This window comes from Chitinophaga tropicalis, assembly GCF_009758205.1.
Lineage (GTDB): Bacteria > Bacteroidota > Bacteroidia > Chitinophagales > Chitinophagaceae > Chitinophaga > Chitinophaga tropicalis.
The window spans coordinates 40,026-59,189 of sequence record NZ_WRXN01000015.1; the positions used below are offsets into that span (position 1 = coordinate 40,026).

General features: G+C 45.7%; 16 protein-coding genes. 8 read left to right on the top strand and 8 right to left on the bottom strand.

Features of this window, described 5'->3' with window-relative positions; genetic code table 11:
- Positions 1–2 precede the first annotated feature (2 nt).
- Positions 3–1,064 (bottom strand): PKD domain-containing protein, encoded by a 1,062-nt coding sequence (locus GO493_RS25595; protein WP_157309086.1) that lies wholly within the window; start codon positions 1,062–1,064, stop codon positions 3–5.
- Between the two features lie 167 nt (positions 1,065–1,231).
- Here GO493_RS25595 and GO493_RS25600 point away from each other — a divergent pair, with 167 nt between their 5' ends.
- The 5 genes from GO493_RS25600 to tssD all read left to right on the top strand — a co-directional run bounded on the left by GO493_RS25600 (position 1,232) and on the right by tssD (position 5,414).
- Positions 1,232–2,188, top strand: a complete 957-nt coding sequence (locus GO493_RS25600; RefSeq protein WP_157309087.1) for a type VI secretion system baseplate subunit TssG — start codon at positions 1,232–1,234, stop codon at positions 2,186–2,188.
- Between the two features lie 86 nt (positions 2,189–2,274).
- Positions 2,275–3,132 (top strand): TssN family type VI secretion system protein, encoded by an 858-nt coding sequence (locus GO493_RS25605; protein WP_157309088.1) that lies wholly within the window; start codon positions 2,275–2,277, stop codon positions 3,130–3,132.
- A gap of 24 nt (positions 3,133–3,156) precedes the next feature.
- Entirely contained in the window at positions 3,157–4,332 is a 1,176-nt protein-coding gene (locus tag GO493_RS25610; protein WP_157309089.1) for a hypothetical protein, read from the top strand.
- 28 nt (positions 4,333–4,360) lie between these two features.
- A complete protein-coding gene (gene tssO, locus GO493_RS25615; protein WP_157309090.1) occupies positions 4,361–4,873 on the top strand; it encodes a type VI secretion system TssO in 513 nt (170 codons plus the stop codon).
- A 154-nt stretch (positions 4,874–5,027) separates the two neighbouring features.
- Entirely contained in the window at positions 5,028–5,414 is a 387-nt protein-coding gene (tssD, locus tag GO493_RS25620) for a type VI secretion system tube protein TssD (protein WP_157309091.1), read from the top strand.
- 132 nt (positions 5,415–5,546) lie between these two features.
- Here tssD and GO493_RS25625 read toward each other — a convergent pair whose 3' ends face one another.
- Positions 5,547–6,086, bottom strand: coding sequence for a YceI family protein (locus tag GO493_RS25625; RefSeq protein ID WP_157309092.1), 540 nt, complete (start codon positions 6,084–6,086; stop codon positions 5,547–5,549).
- A gap of 149 nt (positions 6,087–6,235) precedes the next feature.
- Here GO493_RS25625 and GO493_RS25630 point away from each other — a divergent pair, with 149 nt between their 5' ends.
- Positions 6,236–6,682: a DoxX family protein gene (locus tag GO493_RS25630; RefSeq protein WP_157309093.1), complete on the top strand. Its 447-nt coding sequence runs from the start codon at positions 6,236–6,238 to the stop codon at positions 6,680–6,682.
- Here GO493_RS25630 and GO493_RS25635 read toward each other — a convergent pair.
- The 4 genes from GO493_RS25635 to GO493_RS25650 form a co-directional block, all read right to left on the bottom strand.
- The gene (locus tag GO493_RS25635) at positions 6,675–7,250 is read right to left on the bottom strand and encodes a Crp/Fnr family transcriptional regulator (RefSeq protein WP_157309094.1); all 576 of its coding nucleotides are present in this window, start codon (positions 7,248–7,250) and stop codon (positions 6,675–6,677) included. The genes GO493_RS25630 and GO493_RS25635 overlap by 8 nt on opposite strands.
- 18 nt (positions 7,251–7,268) lie before the next feature.
- Positions 7,269–8,210 (bottom strand): type I pantothenate kinase, encoded by a 942-nt coding sequence (gene coaA / locus GO493_RS25640; RefSeq protein WP_157309095.1) that lies wholly within the window; start codon positions 8,208–8,210, stop codon positions 7,269–7,271.
- Positions 8,211–8,258: 48 nt separating this feature from the next.
- Positions 8,259–9,617, bottom strand: coding sequence for an NAD-dependent succinate-semialdehyde dehydrogenase (locus tag GO493_RS25645; protein WP_157309096.1), 1,359 nt, complete (start codon positions 9,615–9,617; stop codon positions 8,259–8,261).
- Between the two features lie 83 nt (positions 9,618–9,700).
- On the bottom strand, positions 9,701–10,693 hold the full coding sequence (locus tag GO493_RS25650) for a helix-turn-helix domain-containing protein (protein ID WP_157309097.1): 993 nt from the start codon (positions 10,691–10,693) through the stop codon (positions 9,701–9,703).
- Positions 10,694–11,256: 563 nt separating this feature from the next.
- On the opposite strand from GO493_RS25650, the gene GO493_RS25655 reads away from it, so the two are divergent.
- Positions 11,257–14,100: a TonB-dependent receptor gene (locus GO493_RS25655; protein ID WP_198315826.1), complete on the top strand. Its 2,844-nt coding sequence runs from the start codon at positions 11,257–11,259 to the stop codon at positions 14,098–14,100.
- Positions 14,101–14,171: 71 nt separating this feature from the next.
- On the opposite strand, the gene pyk is transcribed toward GO493_RS25655, so the two are convergent.
- Positions 14,172–15,659: a pyruvate kinase gene (pyk, locus tag GO493_RS25660; RefSeq protein ID WP_198315827.1), complete on the bottom strand. Its 1,488-nt coding sequence runs from the start codon at positions 15,657–15,659 to the stop codon at positions 14,172–14,174.
- A gap of 11 nt (positions 15,660–15,670) precedes the next feature.
- On the bottom strand, positions 15,671–16,651 hold the full coding sequence (pfkA, locus tag GO493_RS25665) for a 6-phosphofructokinase (protein ID WP_157309099.1): 981 nt from the start codon (positions 16,649–16,651) through the stop codon (positions 15,671–15,673).
- A gap of 361 nt (positions 16,652–17,012) precedes the next feature.
- On the opposite strand from pfkA, the gene GO493_RS25670 reads away from it, so the two are divergent.
- Positions 17,013–19,094 carry a prolyl oligopeptidase family serine peptidase gene (locus tag GO493_RS25670; RefSeq protein WP_232539073.1) on the top strand — a complete coding sequence of 694 codons (2,082 nt, stop codon included), beginning with the start codon at positions 17,013–17,015 and terminating at the stop codon, positions 19,092–19,094.
- The last annotated feature ends 70 nt before the right edge of the window (positions 19,095–19,164 follow it).

Consider the following 19,164-nt stretch of genomic DNA (forward strand, 5'->3'; position numbering starts at 1 on the left):
GATCAGAATATGCCTAAGAATTTCCTGTCATATCTTATCCTGATCTCTTTCACACATCCGTCTTTGTCTTTGATCAGGTTCACAACTTCTATCTTAAAGCGTTTCTTGCCTCTTATCCTTGAGCAGAAATGTGAGAAAGTATCAGTATCCTTATCATTCAGCAATACCCTTGCATTGAGGTTGTCGCAGAGATACGCAGAGAAGTCTGCCGCATTCTTCTGTTTGTCCACCACCTGTGACAACAGGTATTTAAACTCATCATCCGAAATATTAGGCGCTTTCTTTTCCGGAGCAGGTGGAGGCCCGGCCGGAGCTTCTGCCGGTTTAGGCGTTTCAGGGAAAGGAATGGGTTCAAAATGGTCATTGGACGGGCGTTGCTGGGGCGCTGCAAATACAGTGATGTATTTCTTAACCATTTTGCTGCTGTCTCCGTTCACTATCAGAGAAAGTATTCTCTCTCCGGGCGAAGAGAAAGTATATTTTACAGTAGGGCCTGAATGCACTTCTGCACCCGGTTGCAGCAATTGCCATTGCCAGCTCTTTGCATTGGGAGAACGGTTGCTGAATACCACCGTACGGCCTGCAAACACCTCTTCAGGTCCTTCTATAACAGGATATAGATCTGCGCCTGTGTCCGGCGCTTTTTCCGATGGAGCATTCAATACTATCACCTCCTGGTGCCAGCTGCATTTGCCCCGTTTCAGGGTTACCATATAGCTGCCGGCTTTTTTAAAGGAATGATATACCTGCTGGCCTGGGGCTGATGCAGTGGAATCGCCAAAGTCCCAGGAATAATTGTTGTTGCCTTTTGCATCAGCCCGGAAAGTAAGCACTTCCCCGGCATAATAAGCTGTCTTCTTACCAGCATGCTGCTGGCTGTCAAGTATGATGGAGGCATCACTGCAGTCCTCCCGGCCGGCGGCCTGGAATGCAAGTATAACTATGCTGATAGCCAGTAATGACAGGAATGTATACAATACCATCGGGTCAATATGGCTTGTAATCTTGCTAAAGGGCCTGTACGTAACAATCTTTCGCTCATTTGCGGGCTTACGCGGGGTCATGGGTTTTTCAATTTCTGCAATTTTAAATATTTTTTTAGATAAAATCGCTAAACAACCTACATTCGCTATTGAATTTTTTATGATTGTTAACTGGTGTGGTTGCTCCGGATTATTTGCTTTAATTTGCCTTCACCCATAGTGATCAGAAAAACCTAAATGAGCCATTGATGATAAGTAATGCCCAAAAAGCTACGGTACTTGAAGAAGTAATAGACCATATCCGCCGTCTTAATTATGATGTGCGCGCAGAAGTTGTTGTTGGTGAACTGTTTGATAATAAAGTACAGGAAGAAGAAGTAGCTGTACAAATGCAGAACGTTTTTACACGCTCTTTTAATAAAGATATTTTAGATGCACAACTGGATGATTCGCAACCCTATCATCCTTTTGTAACAATGGTCCTTTCCAGGGATGGTATCTACGACCGTTTGCCGGAAGGATTATTCCATGCCTTCACACCTCAGCGACAGCAGCAATCTGTCAGTGAAATGGTGGCAGGTTATAAAAAGCAGCAGCAGGAACAACAGGAAGCGCGTAAATTCTTTCGCCCGCTGGAGCATGAATTTTTCCTGCAGCGCGTATTTCTCGAACAAAGGGAAAAACATCTTCTTTTTGATGCCTTCGGAAAAGATGCGGATGATCTCTTCCTCTCATTCTGGGGCATTCCAAAAGGCCTTCCGCGTGAAGCAACGGGCAGGCTTGTCAGGTTACTGCCGTACATTCATCGTATTGCCGGCAACCTTGAACTGGTGGGGCTTTACCTGGAAGCGATCTTAAATGAACCTGTGAACATTATATGCCGGAATCATCCCGTTCCTGTACATACAGGCAGCCAGACAGCGCTGGGCGAATGCCGCCTCGGGGTAGATACCATGACGGGCGATCTCTTCTATACTGATATGCCCCTCGTCCGCGTTATAATAGGCCCGCTTCAACATCACCGGGTATACGATTTCCTGGCCTGGCAGCCATTAGGCAAACTGTTGGATACCTGCCTGGGATTTCTGTTGCCTGCAGATGTGGAAGTGGAAACAATACTGGAACCTCATCCGGATGAAAAACAGGTAGTTGTGGCTGATGACCGGTTTAAGGAAGGTATTATGGGCTATAATTTTTTCCTTTGAACAGGATTAAATGGAACTATTTTTGCATGTAATGTTGACTCAGACCTAAAACTGTTTTAACCCTTTTTCCCAACTCGAAGAAAACTATGATACTTAAAGCGAAAATTTACCTGGTATTAGCGGCTGTACTGGCAATAGGTGCCCTTATAGTGAGCATGCTCAGCCGTTATATCAAAAACTTCACCCTATATAAGAAAAAAGCACTATGGTACCTTGCGCTGCTTACACTGCTCTTTGCAGTGATCAGCTCTATTCCTTTTCTTTTCACACATCAGAACCTTGTCAGCCAGTATCTCTTCTATCAGATCTGGTTCCTGGGTTTAGGTATAGCACATACACATATAATGTATACAAGATTCTGGGCAAATGAACAGACCATTGGCTCAGAAATGGCATTTATCGTAGCGATATGGCTCTTTGGCGGCGTAGGCTTTATGCTGGTACAGTTCCTTTTTACAAAAGGAGATTTCCTCTATTATCCCATGCTTACCTGCCTCTTTGCATTTGCATTGCCCACCTTTGTTTACAAGACCTTTGAGAAGATGATGGCCATCCCCGCCAAAGTATATAAATGGTGGCAATATCCTTCCTATCAGCAACAACCGGAAGTGAACGAAGAAGATATGAGAGACCTGATAGTAATAGGTTTCGAACTGGAAAAGAAGATCAATGACAGGGACCGCACTTATTTCAGGGCACGTACGCCTATAAAAATGGACCTGGGAGACCTGTTCTATCACTTCATCAACGACTATAATGACAGATATCCCAACACACCAATAGATGTGATGGATGCCAACGGACAGCCATATGCGTGGGTATTCCATCTCAAATCAAGATGGTTGGGCACCGCCCGTACACTGGATCCTGAGAAGCCTGTATTCATGAACGGTATGCAGGAGAATAGCGTGATCATCTGCAACAGGATACTTATCAACAATTAATCCCTGAATTAAACAATTACTCCAATGGCTGAACCGCTTAAACATTTTCCCGTCAACTGGGTGGATGGTATGAAAATAAAGAAGCAGCATTTTGTGGAAACGGAAAATGCAATGCTTGACCAGATAAGGGATGCGATCTCCAGCGGTTTGCATGCGCAAAACTATGGCCTGCTGCAGGCTAAAGCAGAAAGCAGGGAGTCGCTGCGTTGCTGGTTTGTAACAGACAACCAGCAGCAATGGCGTATCAAGCTGACTGAATGCCGCGCTGTAACCCCCGGTGGCGCACGTATTGAGATCCCCGAACATACTGTCCATTCCCTGAAATATGCAACCACATTTCCTGAAGCTGTATACAGCTGGGACCCCGGTCATACAGAAGGTGTATACTATATCCTCATACAGGTAAATCCGTTTGACCGCCAGCCCAGCGGAGAACCTCTGCTGCATGAAGATCCTCCCAGGATGCCTTATGCAACACCCGAATACCAGTTGTATGTATTACCCGCATCACAACTGCCTAACGGACAGCTGGGCAGTTATCAGATGATACTGGGACGTATCACTGTTGCTGATGGCCGTCCGCAGCTGGATGATGATTATATTCCTCCTACATCAATAGTAGCCGCACATCCTGCACTGGCTGACCTTTACCAGGAACTCGATCAGTTCTTTGGCCAGCTGGAGCTGTATGGTGTACAGATTGTACAGAAGATCTATGCACGCAATCAGAATAATGATCTTGCACAGGTAGTGCTGTACATCACAGAAAGGATGGTGCAGTACCTTGGTATGCGCATCTCCCAGTTCCGCTGGTTAGGCTTGTACCAACAGCCTGCCGCCATGCTGGAAGTAGTGGCAGGACTGGCACGCACCATCAAGAACGCAGTAGACCAGCGCGCCGGTGCCGGCAAGGAAGAACTGCTCAACTATTTCTCTGAATGGTGTGAGCTGAGACAGGGAGAGCTGGAAACACTGATGGTCAATTGTGCAAACATCCGTTATAAACACACCGATATCCGTGAATGCCTGCAACCTATGGTCCCCTTTGTAAAAGCGGTGAATAAACTTTTCGAAAGCCTGAGCAGGCTTGATTATATAGGACGTAAACAGGACAGCGGCATATTCGTGAAAGAAGAATCTGCAGAAGATGCAGAATACCTGCGTAAACATAAGACCAAACGCTGGTTCTTTACAGACTAAATAACTTAACAACAATATATTTTATTACATGCGTGTACTTAACAAACAGGAAAGAACAAACGCTTTCTTATGGTTCCTGCTCTTCTTTGTAATAACTGTAGGACTTTTTGTATTAGCTGTGTTTTTCAATTACCAGGTACCTTCAAGAGAAAATGCAGACCTGCGTAAACAGCTAAGCAGCTTCCGTGAAGAACAGGCCTTTCAGGGAGAGTTCCTGCAGAAAATGGATAGAGTAAAGAACAATCTTGACTCTATTAATCTGCCTAATCAGAACGCAAACTATATGGACCAGGCAATAGCACAGGACCTTGTAAACCTGCGCGGCTCCATCCCTAAAGATGCTGTCAGCCATTATGGACTGTACAACAATATTATCCAGAACCTGCTTTCATTACAGCAAAGCAAACAACAGCTGCGCGGATTACAGGATGCACAACAAACCATTGCCGAGTTAAAAGAGAAAATCTCCGACCTTAACAAAGAACTGGAGAACGCAAGAAATGAACTGGATTACAACAGGCAGCTTATGAGATCGAGATAGTTTTCCCTTCTCAAAAAAGCGAACTAAACCATTGATTTTTACCGCCAGATATTTTGTTTTTGTTGAGGTAAAAATTTAAATTTGATGCATAGTTATATAAATAAATAAATAGCTCTTATTAATTGCTTTATTGTAAACCTTAAACATTTAACCCATGTCCTTCAAATCAGTGTTTGAAGTAGCTGGCAAAAAATTAGTGGTAAAACACTGCAGCTACGACCTCACCCAAGAAGTAGATGCCACTGGCCGCCCCTCAGCAATCACCCGCGGTGGACGCATCCGTTTAGTTGTTGAATCAACTGGTGAAACAGACCTCTTTGAATGGATGGTGAACAACTTCGAAAGAAAAGACGGCACCATTACATTCTACAAAAGAGATTCTGACTCCAAGTTGAAAGAACTCAAATTCAAAGAAGGCTATCTGGTTAAGTTTGAGGAATCTTTTGATTCTGATGACAAAGACCCGATGACCATCGGATTCACCATCTCTGCCCGTGAAATTGCGATGGGCAGTGGAACCCATATTAATGAATGGGTGTAAGCGGTAGTTTTGTTAACACGACGAAATTTACCAGAAGGCCCTCCCGTGCAAACGGGAGGGTTTTTTGTTCTATAAAAAAAAACAGCAGGTTATTCACCGGCTGCTTTCTATCATTGATGTAAGTATATATTATTATTGAGCTACCGGAACATTCACTTCCAGTTTAAAAATATCATCTACTCTTCCTCCCGGTTCACCAATACCGAAATCGGTTCTGTTTACATTAAACACACCATGAAATGTACCGCCGGTACCCTGTTTGGCATAAGTAAAAGGAATGATCAACGGCTTCTTTACACCATGCATTTCAAGCACACCTTCTGCCTGGTAACCTGCACCGGTTTTAGTTACTTTGGAAGACACAAAATGTATCACAGGATACTTCGCTGCATCAAACCATTTAGAACCCTTTGCATGACTGTTCTTCAACCCATTACCTGTATTGATGGATTTAACATCTATGGTTACATCAAATTTTGCAGTGCCGGGATTGTTCTCATCAAATATTACCTGCCCTTTCAGATCTTTAAAAACACCATTGGCGCCGGAGCCGGAAAATTTAACAGCATACCCCTCTTTGATCTTCAGGTCCTGTGTAATAGCGTAAGTAAATGCAGATGCTGCCAGTACTACTACTGCAGCAACAGGAAGAAGTAGTTTTTTAATTCTCATTGTTCGGTTCTTTTAAAAATGACAGATCAAATGTAAAGAGTTGTTCTAATTCGTTGCAACAAGCAATGTATAAATTATTGTTAATAGTAAAAGCTAACAAATGTTAGTTCGCGACAGCAGGTTTTTACGGCATTTTTGTAAGAAAAACAATGGCATTTTTATCCGGACTTTTATCTGTATCACTGTTATTATTTCTTACCGGCCTGCTATTCAATATCCCCATACTGCAACGTTACCAGGATGATGCACGTATGGCTGCTGCCGTTATGTTTGTGCTGATAGGGGTTATGCACCTGGTTAAACCGGGAAAGCTTTCTTACATGATAGATGGCTGGCTGCCATATGCAACCCAGCTGGTATTGCTGAGCGGTGTACTGGAAATCATGCTGGGAATAGGGCTCCTTTTCCCCGCCACGAAGATATATGCTGCCTGGGGATTGATGATACTGCTGGTATTGATGTTCCCCGCCAATATTTACGTAGCCGTGAAACAATTGCCGCCTCCCGGCGGACTACCCGCAAAAGCCTGGTATACCTGGAGCCGGCTGGCATTTCAGCCCATCTATATACTGTGGGTATGGTGGTGTGTCAGGTAAGCCCTTTCCTGATGCGGCTCAGGCTTTCCGGCTCAATGCCCAGGTAAGAGGCCAGATATTTTACAGGTATCTGCTGTATCATTTGGGGTTGCTGTTCCAGCAGATGCAGGTAACGCTCCTTCGCCGTATACTGTAAAAGGGAAAGCTCCCGCTGGTACTTCCGCAGGTACTGGTATTCAGCCAGCAGCCGGCCGGTACGTTCAATAGCGTGATGATGGTTATACAGCTCCTGCAGATCTGCATAATGAAAGGCAAAGCCGTTTACAGGCGTTATAGCCTGTATACTTACTGCCGATGGTGTCTGACTTATATAAGAGGCATAGGCGGTCGTAAACTGGCCTGAAAATGCGAAATCCAGGCACACCTCTTTATCCTGGTGTACAGTATACACCCTTACTATCCCGCTGGCAATAAAATAAATGGCCGTACAGGTCCTCCCGCTGTTCACAAGAAAAGAGCCATTACTGAAGCTCACTTCTTCCAGTAATGGCTCAAATAAATGCCAGTTATCTCCTGCATGTTTGTCAAGCTGCAATAATGCCTGTTTCACGAGGATTGTATCCGGCATGGAAATGTATTTTTAGGATCATATCTTTCTGAGCTTGAGCGACTGTACAAAATGATGGTCGCCCTTTTCCAGTATCAGGCTGGCCCTGAAACGGGTGGGAAGTATATTCAGTTCAAGATTGGGCCGGTTGATCTCATTCCAGATATTGGCTGCCACAGCTTCAGATTCTGCATCAGACAAGTGCGCATACCGGTGAAAATAAGAGTCCGGGTTCTGGAAAGCAGTATTGCGCAATGACTTAAAACGAGCTATATACCATTGCTGCAGGTCCTGCAGTTCAGCATCCACAAAGATGGAGAAATCAAAGAAGTCAGATACGAATATAGTAGGTTCCTTCTGCTGCTGCCGGGGCCTTACCTGTAAAACATTCACGCCTTCAACTATCACAATATCAGGAGATTCTATCCACTGCAGCTGATCAGGGAGTATATCATATTCCAGGTGACTGTACACCGGTGCCGACACTCTTTCTGCTCCCGATTTTACACTGGCCAGGAACTGTATAAGCCGGCGGATATCATAGCTTTCCGGGAATCCCTTCCGGTTCATGATACCTCTCTGCTCCAGTATTTTATTGGGATAAAGAAACCCGTCTGTAGTAACAAGATCTACTTTCGGGTGATTGGGCCACGTGGACAACAGCCGTTGCAGTACACGGGCGGTGGTGCTTTTCCCGACAGCCACGCTGCCGGCAATACCGATAATATAAGGCACCTTGGTGATCCTGCTACCCAGGAAACTGTTGGTGGCTGCGTGTAACCGCTGTGCGCCGCTTACATACAGGTTCAGCAGCCGCGACAGTGGGACATATATCTGGGTGATCTCTTCTTTGGTCAACGGTTCATTGATCCCCTGCAAAGTGTCAATATCATTGAGCAGATGCAGCATAGGATCGTCACTTCTTTTAGCCCATTCCTCCCTGCTGATGGTAATATAGGGAGCAAAATTATTCCTGGTCATCAGATTTTGTTGCCTGTTTTCAGTATATACCTGTCAAGTTTTCGCCTGCTAAGCTATATAAACCGTCTTAACATTCAAAAATTCATGTGTGCCTTCCAGGGATAATTCCCTTCCATAGCCGGATTGTTTTATGCCACCAAAGGGCAGACGGGCGTCAGAACGTACCATGGCGTTAACAAATACGTTGCCACTCTCAATTTGTCTTGCCAGCCTCTGTGCCTTTTCCAGGTCGGTGGTCCACAGGGAAGCACCCAGGCCATAAGGCGTCTGGTTAGCCAGTTCTACAGCCTGCTGTTCGTTGGCCGCCTCTATGATAACAGCCAGGGGGCCAAAGGTTTCTTCCTCAAAGGCAGTCATGCCATTGCGTACGCCGGTGAGCAGGGTAGGAGCAAAATTGGCGTCCTTGTACTGTCCGCCAAGAGCCAGCTTAGCACCCTGCGCTACCGTTTGTTGTAACTGCTGTGCCAGCTCTGCCGCCAGGTCAGGTCTTGCCATAGGGCCCATATCTGTTTCCGCCTGCATAGGATCTCCCTGTTTCATACTGCTGAGCAACTGGCTTACTTTGTCTGTAAACTGCTCCAGCACAGGTTTTTCTACTATCCATCGCTTGGCGGCTATACAGGACTGTCCTGCATTCTGCATACGGGCTTTTACAGCCGTCTGGGCCGCCAGGTCAAGATTGGCGTCTTTCAATACTATGAAAGGATCGCTGCCGCCCAGCTCCAGGACAGATTTCTTGATATATTTCCCGGATAACTGGGCTACACTGATACCTGCAGCTGTGCTGCCGGTCAGGGTAACTCCCTGTATACGCGGATCAGCAATGACAGGCTCTATATTTTTTGAGTTGACAAGCACACTCTGGAAAGTTCCTTCAGGAAAACCTGCTTCCAGGAACAGCTGTTCTATTGCAAGCGCACAACCGCTTACATTGCTGGCATGTTTGAGTATACCGGTATTACCTGCCAGGATATTGGGAATAGCAAAACGAAATACCTGCCAGTAAGGGAAATTCCAGGGCATAATAGCCAGGATGATGCCCTTGGGTTCATATGAAATATAACTTTGCTGTGCATCAGATTTAACCGGTTTGGGCCGCAGCATTTCTTCTATATGCTGTATAAAATGTGTAGCGGAAGCTGCACATTTCAGCACTTCTGTTTTAGCCTCTTTCAGCGTCTTGCCCATCTCCCCGGTAATGATGGCTGCATGTTCTTCCGTATGCGTTTTCAGCAGGTTGATGAGGTTTTGCATCCATTCACAACGTTCTTCCAGTGTGGTTTGCCATAAATGGCGATAAGCCCTGTCTCCCCATGCCAGACGTTGTTCTATCTCAGCATTTGTATGTGCCGCATATTCAGCAATGGTTTCCTGTGTATATGGATTGATACTCTTAAAGGTGCTCATATAAAAGGATTTACACTCTCAGCGGCAAGTTGTATGCCGCCGGGAGTGTAAATGTAAGATATATGAGAGATATGCTCCGGGGCTTATCTGAAGTCTGAAGGAGCACAGCCAAAATGAGCAATAAAATAAGCAGTGAGTGCCTGGTAATTTCTGAAGCCTGTCACTGTTGCAATAAGAGAAGTAGATTGTTTGGCGTCTGTAAGCAGGCAAACGGCCTTTTCTACACGGCAATGTTCAATATAAGTGTCTAATGGAACTCCATAGAACTGTGCGAAGATGTTATTCAGTTTTTCTGTCGGAATATTATATTTTATACCCAGTTGGGCTGCAGAAGGTTGATTGTGCAGGTGATGCCATATATAGTCTTTTATGCTGTCGATCATATGTATATCATCGCCGGTAATGGAATACGATGTATCACGGGTATTGATGCAGCGATCAAGAAAATGCAGCATGAGCTGTTCTATTTTCTTGTTTATATAGCTTTTAAGCGTTTTCCTGGGTATTATTCTGATATCGCGTATTTCCTGGATCAGGCTTGCTCCATATGGGTCCAGTTCAACAGAAGAGCTGTTAATCAAACCACTTCCCGCTTCTATTGCCCTTCCTGCCGCCGCCATAAGTGACAGCACTTTTTCAGCGTTTTCGGGCGTCTGCATTTTTCTCACCAGTCCTGTAAAAGTTCTCACACTGCTACGGGCATGGAAAAAACAATAGAAGCCCTTAGAAAGCTTTGCACTGTTGGTTTTCTCAGTCAGATAGAACAGATTCAGTTCTCCGTCTTTCAATAAAATTTTCTGTTCATCATTATCATTTAAATGCGCATCTACTGGCGCTGCTCCTGTCGCCACATGCAGATAAATGCCCTCTTTATGAGGCGTAGGATATAGCTTACCCCCTCCTTCTACAAGATGTTCACCAATCCCAAAACGGCTGGTTTCAAACAATTGGGTAAGGATTTCAAACTTGCGGCTTTGTATAGGGATTGGCTTCATATAAGGCACAATGTAGGGTACAAAACGATAGTATACCCCATACGAGTGATAATGCTTGTCAGCGGGTACAAGAAAAAACATGGTTGGTATTTTAAATTTTAAAAAAACTGCATTATTCACATGACAGATCAATCCTTGTCACATACAGAATTGATCAGATTTTGGGAATTAGATTTTAACAATGATGATAGGCGCGGAGTTCTTATAGATGCACAATGATCATCTATATATCATTACTAGTCGTTTCTTTTATCTAAAAAGTACTCATCAATCATGCTCCGGATAGAAAAATTATCCGGAGCATGATATTCATAGTTCATAGCGGACAAATAGGAGTTAAAGATTTCAAAATCATTCACACGACTCTTTATGATTCCCTTTCTATTATCCTAGTGTATATATTATTATAAACGTCCCAAGAGTTCGCTTATAAACTTCTAATTGTAAGAGTAATAAACTACATTTCCGGGTGACCATACCTATCCCGTTATTAACACGCAATTAACGCCAGACCTGACCTTATTTCAGTATGTTTAATATGCTTATTTTGAGTAATTGACAAATCTTCTACTCAATTATTGCACTTAAATTTCCCGTATGCCCCAAAAGTTCTATATTTAATGACAACGCAAACCTCAATTTTTATGTCAACCAGGAATCTGAATCGTATCATCGTAATGTTATTATTTTGCCTTTACGTTCCTGTAGCCGTATCTTTTGCTCAAAAACAGAAAATAACCGGAAAAGTCACAGATGCCACAACCGGCGCTCCGCTTGAAGGAATAACTGTAAGGGTAAAACTTTCAGGCTCAGGTACACTTACCGGCAAAGACGGAACCTACAGCATTGAAGCCTCTCCCAATGACATACTGGAGATCAGTGCAATCGGCTTTGCACCACAATCACAATCTCTTAATGGCAGGTCCTCTCTTGACGTACAGCTGGTATCTACTATTTCAGAACTGAACCAGGTCGTCCTGGTAGGCTCCCGCTCAGGAGGGCGCGCCAAAACAGAAACGGCCGTCCCCGTAGATGTGATCAGCCTTACCCAGGCCTCACAGCCTACCGCCAAAATGGACCTCACCGCCCTGCTGAATGTGGCGGCTCCCTCATTCAACTACAACAAACAAAGCGGTAGCGACGGGGCAGACCAGATAGACCTTGCTACTCTCCGCGGACTGGGCCCGGACCAGACCCTGGTGCTTATTAACGGTAAACGCCGTCACCAGACAGCTTTCGTAGCCGTATATGGTACCCGGGGCCGTGGTAACTCAGGTACAGACCTGAATGCCATTCCCGAAGCATCCATAGACCGTGTGGAAATACTGAGGGACGGTGCTTCCGCCCAATATGGCTCAGACGCTATTGCCGGGGTAGTGAACATCATCCTGAAAAAAGATGTCAATCATCTTTATGTAAACGCTGGTTATGCCGGCTATTATGACCGGAAATATAATACCTGGTTTGGCCGTGACCTGAAACAGTATAAGAACAATGGCCCGGTAGACGGTAACGCCTTCTCTTTCGGCGCCAGTTACGGCATTCCACTTGGAAAGAACGGAGGAGTTATCAACCTGTCCGGCAATTTCCTCATCCAGGGCAAAACCTTCCGGCAGGTGCTGGATACCAACCTTGCTCATAAGGACGGCCTGCCTGTCAACACCGTAAGGCGCTCCAACGGAGATGCCTCCAAAACCACCGGCGGCGGAATGGTCAACCTTGAACTGCCATTCGCCAATAGCTCTACTACTTTTTACGCCTTTGGCGGATATAACTATAAGTTTTCTGACGCATATGCCTATACCCGCCATTTCCACGGGTATAATCCCTCTTCCAGCGGCCGGTCTGACCGTTTCCCGACAGATGCCCAGGGCAACCTGATCTTCTACCCGGATATCATGTATTCCGTGCCCTCACCTGGCGGAGAACCGGCAGATACCGTATTTGACCCGCATATCCAGACAAGGATCCGGGACCTTTCAGCTGCCGTAGGCATCAAAGGAGAGTTCGGCAATCATTGGAAATGGGACCTCAGTAATGCGCTTGGCAGGAATGACTTCCATTTCTACGGTGATAAGACCTTTAACGCCTCTATGGGCGCCAGCACCCCCACTCATTTTGACGATGGCGGTTTCTCCTTCCTGCAGAACACAGCCAATTTCACCGTTTCCAAAGAGGTGCCGGGCGTAGCCTCCGGTCTTAACCTTGCTATGGGCGCGGAATACCGCTACGAGAACTATAAGATCTATGCAGGCGAAGCTGCTTCATACACCAATTACGATCCTACTTTCAATAAAGCCACAGGGGCACAGGGCTTCCCCGGGTACCGTCCCGGCGACGAAGTGGATGCCAACCGCTCCAACATTGCAGGGTTTGTAGATGCAGAACTGGATGTGACCAATAAATGGCTGATAAGCGCAGCTATCCGTGCAGAGAACTACAGCGATTTCGGGTTTACAAGCAACTACAAATTTGCTACCCGCTATAAACTTGCTCCAGGCTTCAACATCCGCGGATCTGTCAGCACCGGTTTCCGTGCACCTTCCCTGCAACAGGTCAACTTCAGCTCCCAATACACCAACGTACAGGGTGGTGTCATTTCAGAGGTTAAAATAGCGCCTAATTACGATCCTATTACCAGGGCGGCAGGTATACCTGAACTAAAGCAGGAAAAGTCTGTAAATGCCAGCCTGGGCTTCTCGTGGAAACCATTGAGCGCACTTACTGTTACAGTAGATGGTTACCTGGTAAAAGTAAAGGACAGGATAGTGCTTTCCGGCCAGTTCAGTGCCAGCGATACTACCCTGAATGAAACCCTGTACAACACCCTGAATGAACTGCATATAGACAACGCACAGTTCTTTGCCAATGCGGTAAACACTACCAATACCGGTGTGGATATCGTTATTGACTACACTAAACGCTGGGGCAACCAGCGCTTCAAAGCTTTGCTGGCAGCTAATATCCAGCACATGGAAATTGATAAAATAAACGTACCGGCAGCACTGAACGATACTTATGTTCACAGGAAGTCATTCTTCAGCGACCGTGAAGAGAAGTTCGTACTGGCTTCCGCTCCGCCGGTAAAGCTGGGACTGAACCTGGACTATAACATTAACAAGCTGGGCGTCGGTACACACCTCACTTATTTCGGGAAAACTGAGTTGTTTGGCTATGGCTGGAGCGGAGACTTGGCTGGTACAGGCATCAATCCCATAGTGGAATTGGATAACGGTAGTAAAGAGGTGCCTGAGCTGTTTAAGTATAAAGGAAAAGTGGTAACAGATGTATATGCCAGTTATAAGCTTACAAAGAACCTGAACTGGTTTATTGGTGCAGATAATATCTTTAATGTGCATCCTTCCCTGGGATATGTGCAGGGTGCAAAGCTGGCTGCATATGACGGCGAAACCGGTGGCCCGTGGGATTCCGTGCAGATGGGCGCCAACGGAATCAGGTTGTTTACAAAACTTGTATTGAATTTGTAGATCATCAATCACTACAAATAAAAACGGCTGTATCATCAGATACAGCCGTTTTATTTTATAGCATTCCTTTATCAGGAAACACGTGTGATCTTGATAGTATTGGTAGGCAGATGCTCTTTTACAGGAGTACTGCCGGTGTTTACTACTACGTCATCAGCTTTCAGGAAACCTCTTTCTTTCAGGATGTTGATCTGATCGAATATGATATTATCCAGGCTTTCTTCTTCACCATAATAGAACGCACGTACGCCCCAGCTCAGGCTCAGCTGGTTTACCAGGGTCTTTTCCTTGGTAAATACATACAGTGGAGAACGGGGACGGTAGCTGCTCAGCATAAAGCCGGTGTAACCGCTCTGTGTCATACCTATCAGGGCATCTGCATCCAGGTCTTCCGCCATTTTGCTGGCGTTGTAGCACAGTGCATCGCTCAGGAAGGTAGGAGAGTGGCGGTGAGGGATCAGGTTACGGTTGTAGATGATGTCTTCTTTCTCAACTTCACCGATGATCTTTCTCATGGTCTGGATAACCAGTTCAGGGAACTGGCCGGTGGCAGTTTCACCGCTCAGCATCACAGCGTCAGCACCTTCCAGTACCGCGTTAGCCACGTCAGTGATCTCACTACGGTTAGGACGGGTACGGTCTATCATGCTTTCCATCATCTGTGTAGCCACGATTACAGGCTTAGCACGGTGAATACATTTACGGATGATGTCTTTCTGGATCATCGGGATCTGCTCTACAGGCAGTTCCACACCCAGGTCACCACGGGCAATCATAACACCATCACTTTCCCAGATAATTTCTTTCAGGTTGGCGATCGCCTCAGGCTTTTCTATTTTAGAGATTACTTTGATCTTGGAATTGCGTTCTTTCAGACGTTTGCGGATCAGGAGCAGGTCATCCACGTGTCTTACAAAAGACAGAGCTACCCAGTCACACTCGTGATCAATGATAAACTCCAGGTCTATTACGTCTTTCTCTGTCAGAGCTGGCAGAGATACTTTGGTATCAGGCAGGTTGAAGCCTTTTTTGGAAGACAGTACGCCTGGCAGGGTCACTTCTGCTTTGATTTCCTGGTTGGCGGTTATTTCCCTTACTACAGTCTCGATCTTTCCGTCGTCCAGCAGTATTTTCTGACCAGGTTTTACGTCTTTGTGCAGATCAGCGTAGGAAACGTAGATCCTTTCGGCATTACCTACCACTTTCTCGTTTACGAAAGTGAGGATCTGGCCGGGTACCAGCGGCAGGGCGTTGTTTTCGATCTCACCTACACGCAGTTTAGGACCTTGCAGGTCAGCCAGGATGGCTACATTGTAAGGTTCTGTTTTGTTGATCTGGCGGATATACTGGATAATACGCAGTTTATCTTCGTGAGAGCCATGCGAAAAATTCAGACGGAACACGTTAACACCGGCCTGCACCAGTGCCAGCAATTTCTCATAAGTATCGCAGGCAGGGCCTACGGTCGCTACTATCTTTGTTTTGTGCTGGGAATGTGCACGGGAGGCTTCATGGTCCATCTGTTTGTGTACGTATTTTGATAAATCTTTTGTACTCATAGCTCTATTTTTTAACTCGCAAGTATTTTTACAATCTTTAACCATTCCGGATCCAAATGTTCTTTGGCTTTGATGGCCTGCTCCAGAGGTGTGTATTGGATTTTGTTGTTTACTATACCTACCATCACGTTGTTGGTACCTTCCAGCAGTGCTTCAACTGCGGCATAACCCATACGGCTGGCCAGGATACGGTCCTGGCAGGTAGGGGAACCACCACGCTGAATATGTCCCAGAATGCAGACACGTGTATCCAGCTGAGGGCAGCTGGCTTTTACCTGGCGGGCTACTTCTTCTGCACCACCGGCAATGGATCCTTCCGCTACTACAATGATATTTACCAGTTTCCTGCGGCGCTCGTTGGTCTGCAGGTCTTCGATAATATCTTTTATATCAATCAGGTGCTCCGGCGTCATAATATGCTCCGCACCAGTGGAAATACCACTGTGCAGCGCTATGTAACCGGCGTCACGTCCCATTACTTCTATTATAAATAAACGGTCATGTGCATCAGCCGTGTCACGGATCTTGTCGATCGCTTCAACAGCTGTATTTACTGCCGTATCAAAACCAATGGTAAAATCTGAACCAGCAATGTCTTTATCAATAGTACCAGGTATACCTATGCAGGGAATATCAAATTCCTGGCTCATTTTATAGGCTCCGTTGAATGAGCCGTCACCTCCAATTACAACAATACCGTCAATGTTGTGTTTCTTCAGGTTCTCGTAGGCTTTTCTGCGTCCTTCAGCTTCGTAAAATTCTTTGCAACGGGCTGTTTTCAGGATTGTACCTCCCCGTTGAATAATGTTGGCCACCGACTTGGACTCCAGGGGGAAAATTTCATTCTTCAACATTCCCCTGTAACCGTACATAACACCAAACACGTTTAACTGATGGTAAATTCCGGTTCTTACAACCGCACGAACGGCAGCGTTCATGCCAGGCGCATCCCCGCCAGAAGTAAGAACTGCGATGTTGTTAACTTTTTTCATAGTTATGTTTATTTCCCTCTCTACGTTTTTATGATGGATTCCGGGAATCCCGACGTCGATTTCTGCTTATATTTACCCTTACATACCCCGAAAGTGTCATAAATGCATTCCCTGGTTTCGAACCCTTGCTTTTACGTTTTTTCCTGAAAATCACGCTGCTTTGCATAAATTGCCGGAAAAATATCTAAGTGGCGCACAAAAATAACATTTTGCATATTCTTTCTAGTAGTATTCTGATGAATTAGGTGAAATTTTCATTTTTAGTTAACCAAAGGATAAATTTTTTACAAAAAATATACATATGTATAATTTAAATGCAAGGACGAAAACCAGGTGCTTACCTATCCTTTCTTTTTTAATTATGACAGCAGGATCTACAATGGCCCAACAGGCAGGACTTACTTACCCGCAGACGCGTAAGACAGATGTTACAGACAATTACCACGGTACTGTTATTGCTGATCCCTATCGCTGGCTGGAGAATGACAACAGCGCAGAAACAAAAGAATGGGTGAAGGAAGAAAATGCCGTTACTCAGTCTTATCTGTCAAAAATTCCCTATCGTGATGGTATTAAAAAAAGACTGGAAGAACTCTGGAACTATCCCAAACCAGGAGCCCCTTTCAAAAAAGGCAATTATTACTTTTTCTTTAAAAACGACGGATTACAGAACCAGGCTGTATTGTATCGCCAGAAAACGCTGGACGGCACTCCGGAAGTTTTTATTGATCCCAACAAATTTTCCGCAAATGGTACTGTAGCGCTGGGAAACATCTCCTTCTCAAAGAACGGGAAATACCTGGCCTATATGATTGCCAAAGCAGGATCAGACTGGCAGGAAGCCTTCGTAATGGACGTTGAAAGCAAAAAACTCCTGCCTGATACCCTGGACTGGATCAAATTCAGCGGCATTTCCTGGAGAGGTGATGGTTTCTATTACAGCCGCTATGATAAGCCTACAGAAGAGAGCAAACTCTCCAAAAAGAATGAATTCCATAAAGTGTATTATCACCGCCTGGGTACCACTCAGGACCAGGATGAGCTGATCCACTGGGACAAAGAGCACCCGCTGCGCAATGCAGGGGCACAGGTATCTGACGATGAACGTTTCCTTTTCCTCTCTACTTCAGAAGGTACTTCAGGCAATGAACTCTGGTACCGTGATCTGAAAGACCCGTCTCAGAAGGAGTTCCGCCTCCTGGTAAAAGGTTTTGAATACGAACCTTCCGTAGTGGATAATGATGGCGACAAAATACTGCTGCTTACCAACCAGGACGCACCCAACTATAAAGTAGTGCTGGTAGACCCTAAGAACCCGGACCCTGCCAACTATAAAGTGATCATCCCTGAACAGAAGGAAGTATTGCAGTCTGTAGGTACAGCCGGTCACAGACTTTTTGCCCACTACCTGAAAGACGCTTCTTCCAAAGTAATGCAATACACCTATGCCGGTAAGCTGGACAGGGAGATTGTCCTGCCGGGTATTGGCTCTGCCAGCGGCTTTAATGCTGAAACAGAGGATAAAGAGTTTTTCTATACGTTCAATTCCTTTGTGAGCCCTGCCACTATTTATAAGTATGATATTGCCAGCGGGAAATCCACCCTGTTTGCCAAAACAGAGGTAAAGTTCAGACAGGAAGATTATGAAACCAAACAGGTGTTCTTTACCAGTAAGGACGGTACAAAGGTGCCCGTTTTCCTTTCCTATAAAAAGGGCATCAGGCTGGATGGCAATAACCCTGTGCTGCTCTACGGTTACGGCGGTTTCAATATCGCCATTACACCGGCGTTCAGCGTATCCAACCTCTTCTTTATGGAACAGGGGGGCATTTATGCCGTTGTATCATTACGCGGAGGCAGTGAGTATGGCGAGGGCTGGCATAAAGCCGGTATGATGGAACGTAAGCAGAACGTATTTGACGACTTCATCGGGGCTGCCGAGTTCCTGGTGAAATCAAAATATACACAGCCTTCCCGTATAGCCATCAAAGGTGGCTCCAACGGAGGGCTGCTGGTAGGAGCCTGTATGACACAGCGCCCTGACCTGTTCAGGGTGGCACTGCCGGCAGTTGGTGTGATGGACATGCTGCGCTTCCAGCTGTTCACCATAGGATGGGCATGGGCCACAGAATATGGCAGCAGCGACAAGGCAGATCAGTTCAGCTACCTGGTAAAATATTCCCCGCTGCATAACCTGAAAGCAGGCACTTCCTACCCGGCAACAATGATCACTACCGCAGATCACGATGACCGTGTAGTGCCGGCGCACTCCTTTAAGTTTGCAGCCGCTCTTCAGGCGGCCAATGCCGGTCCTAACCCTACGCTTATACGTATTGAGACGCAGGCAGGCCATGGCGCAGGTAAACCTACTTCGAAACTTATCGAGGAAGCGGCAGACAGCTGGGCATTTACCATGTACAACCTGGGCATGACATTTAAATAAATACCTTACCGGTTATAATAAAAGAAGAGCTTCTGCCAGGGCAGAAGCTCTTCTTTTATTACGCATTATA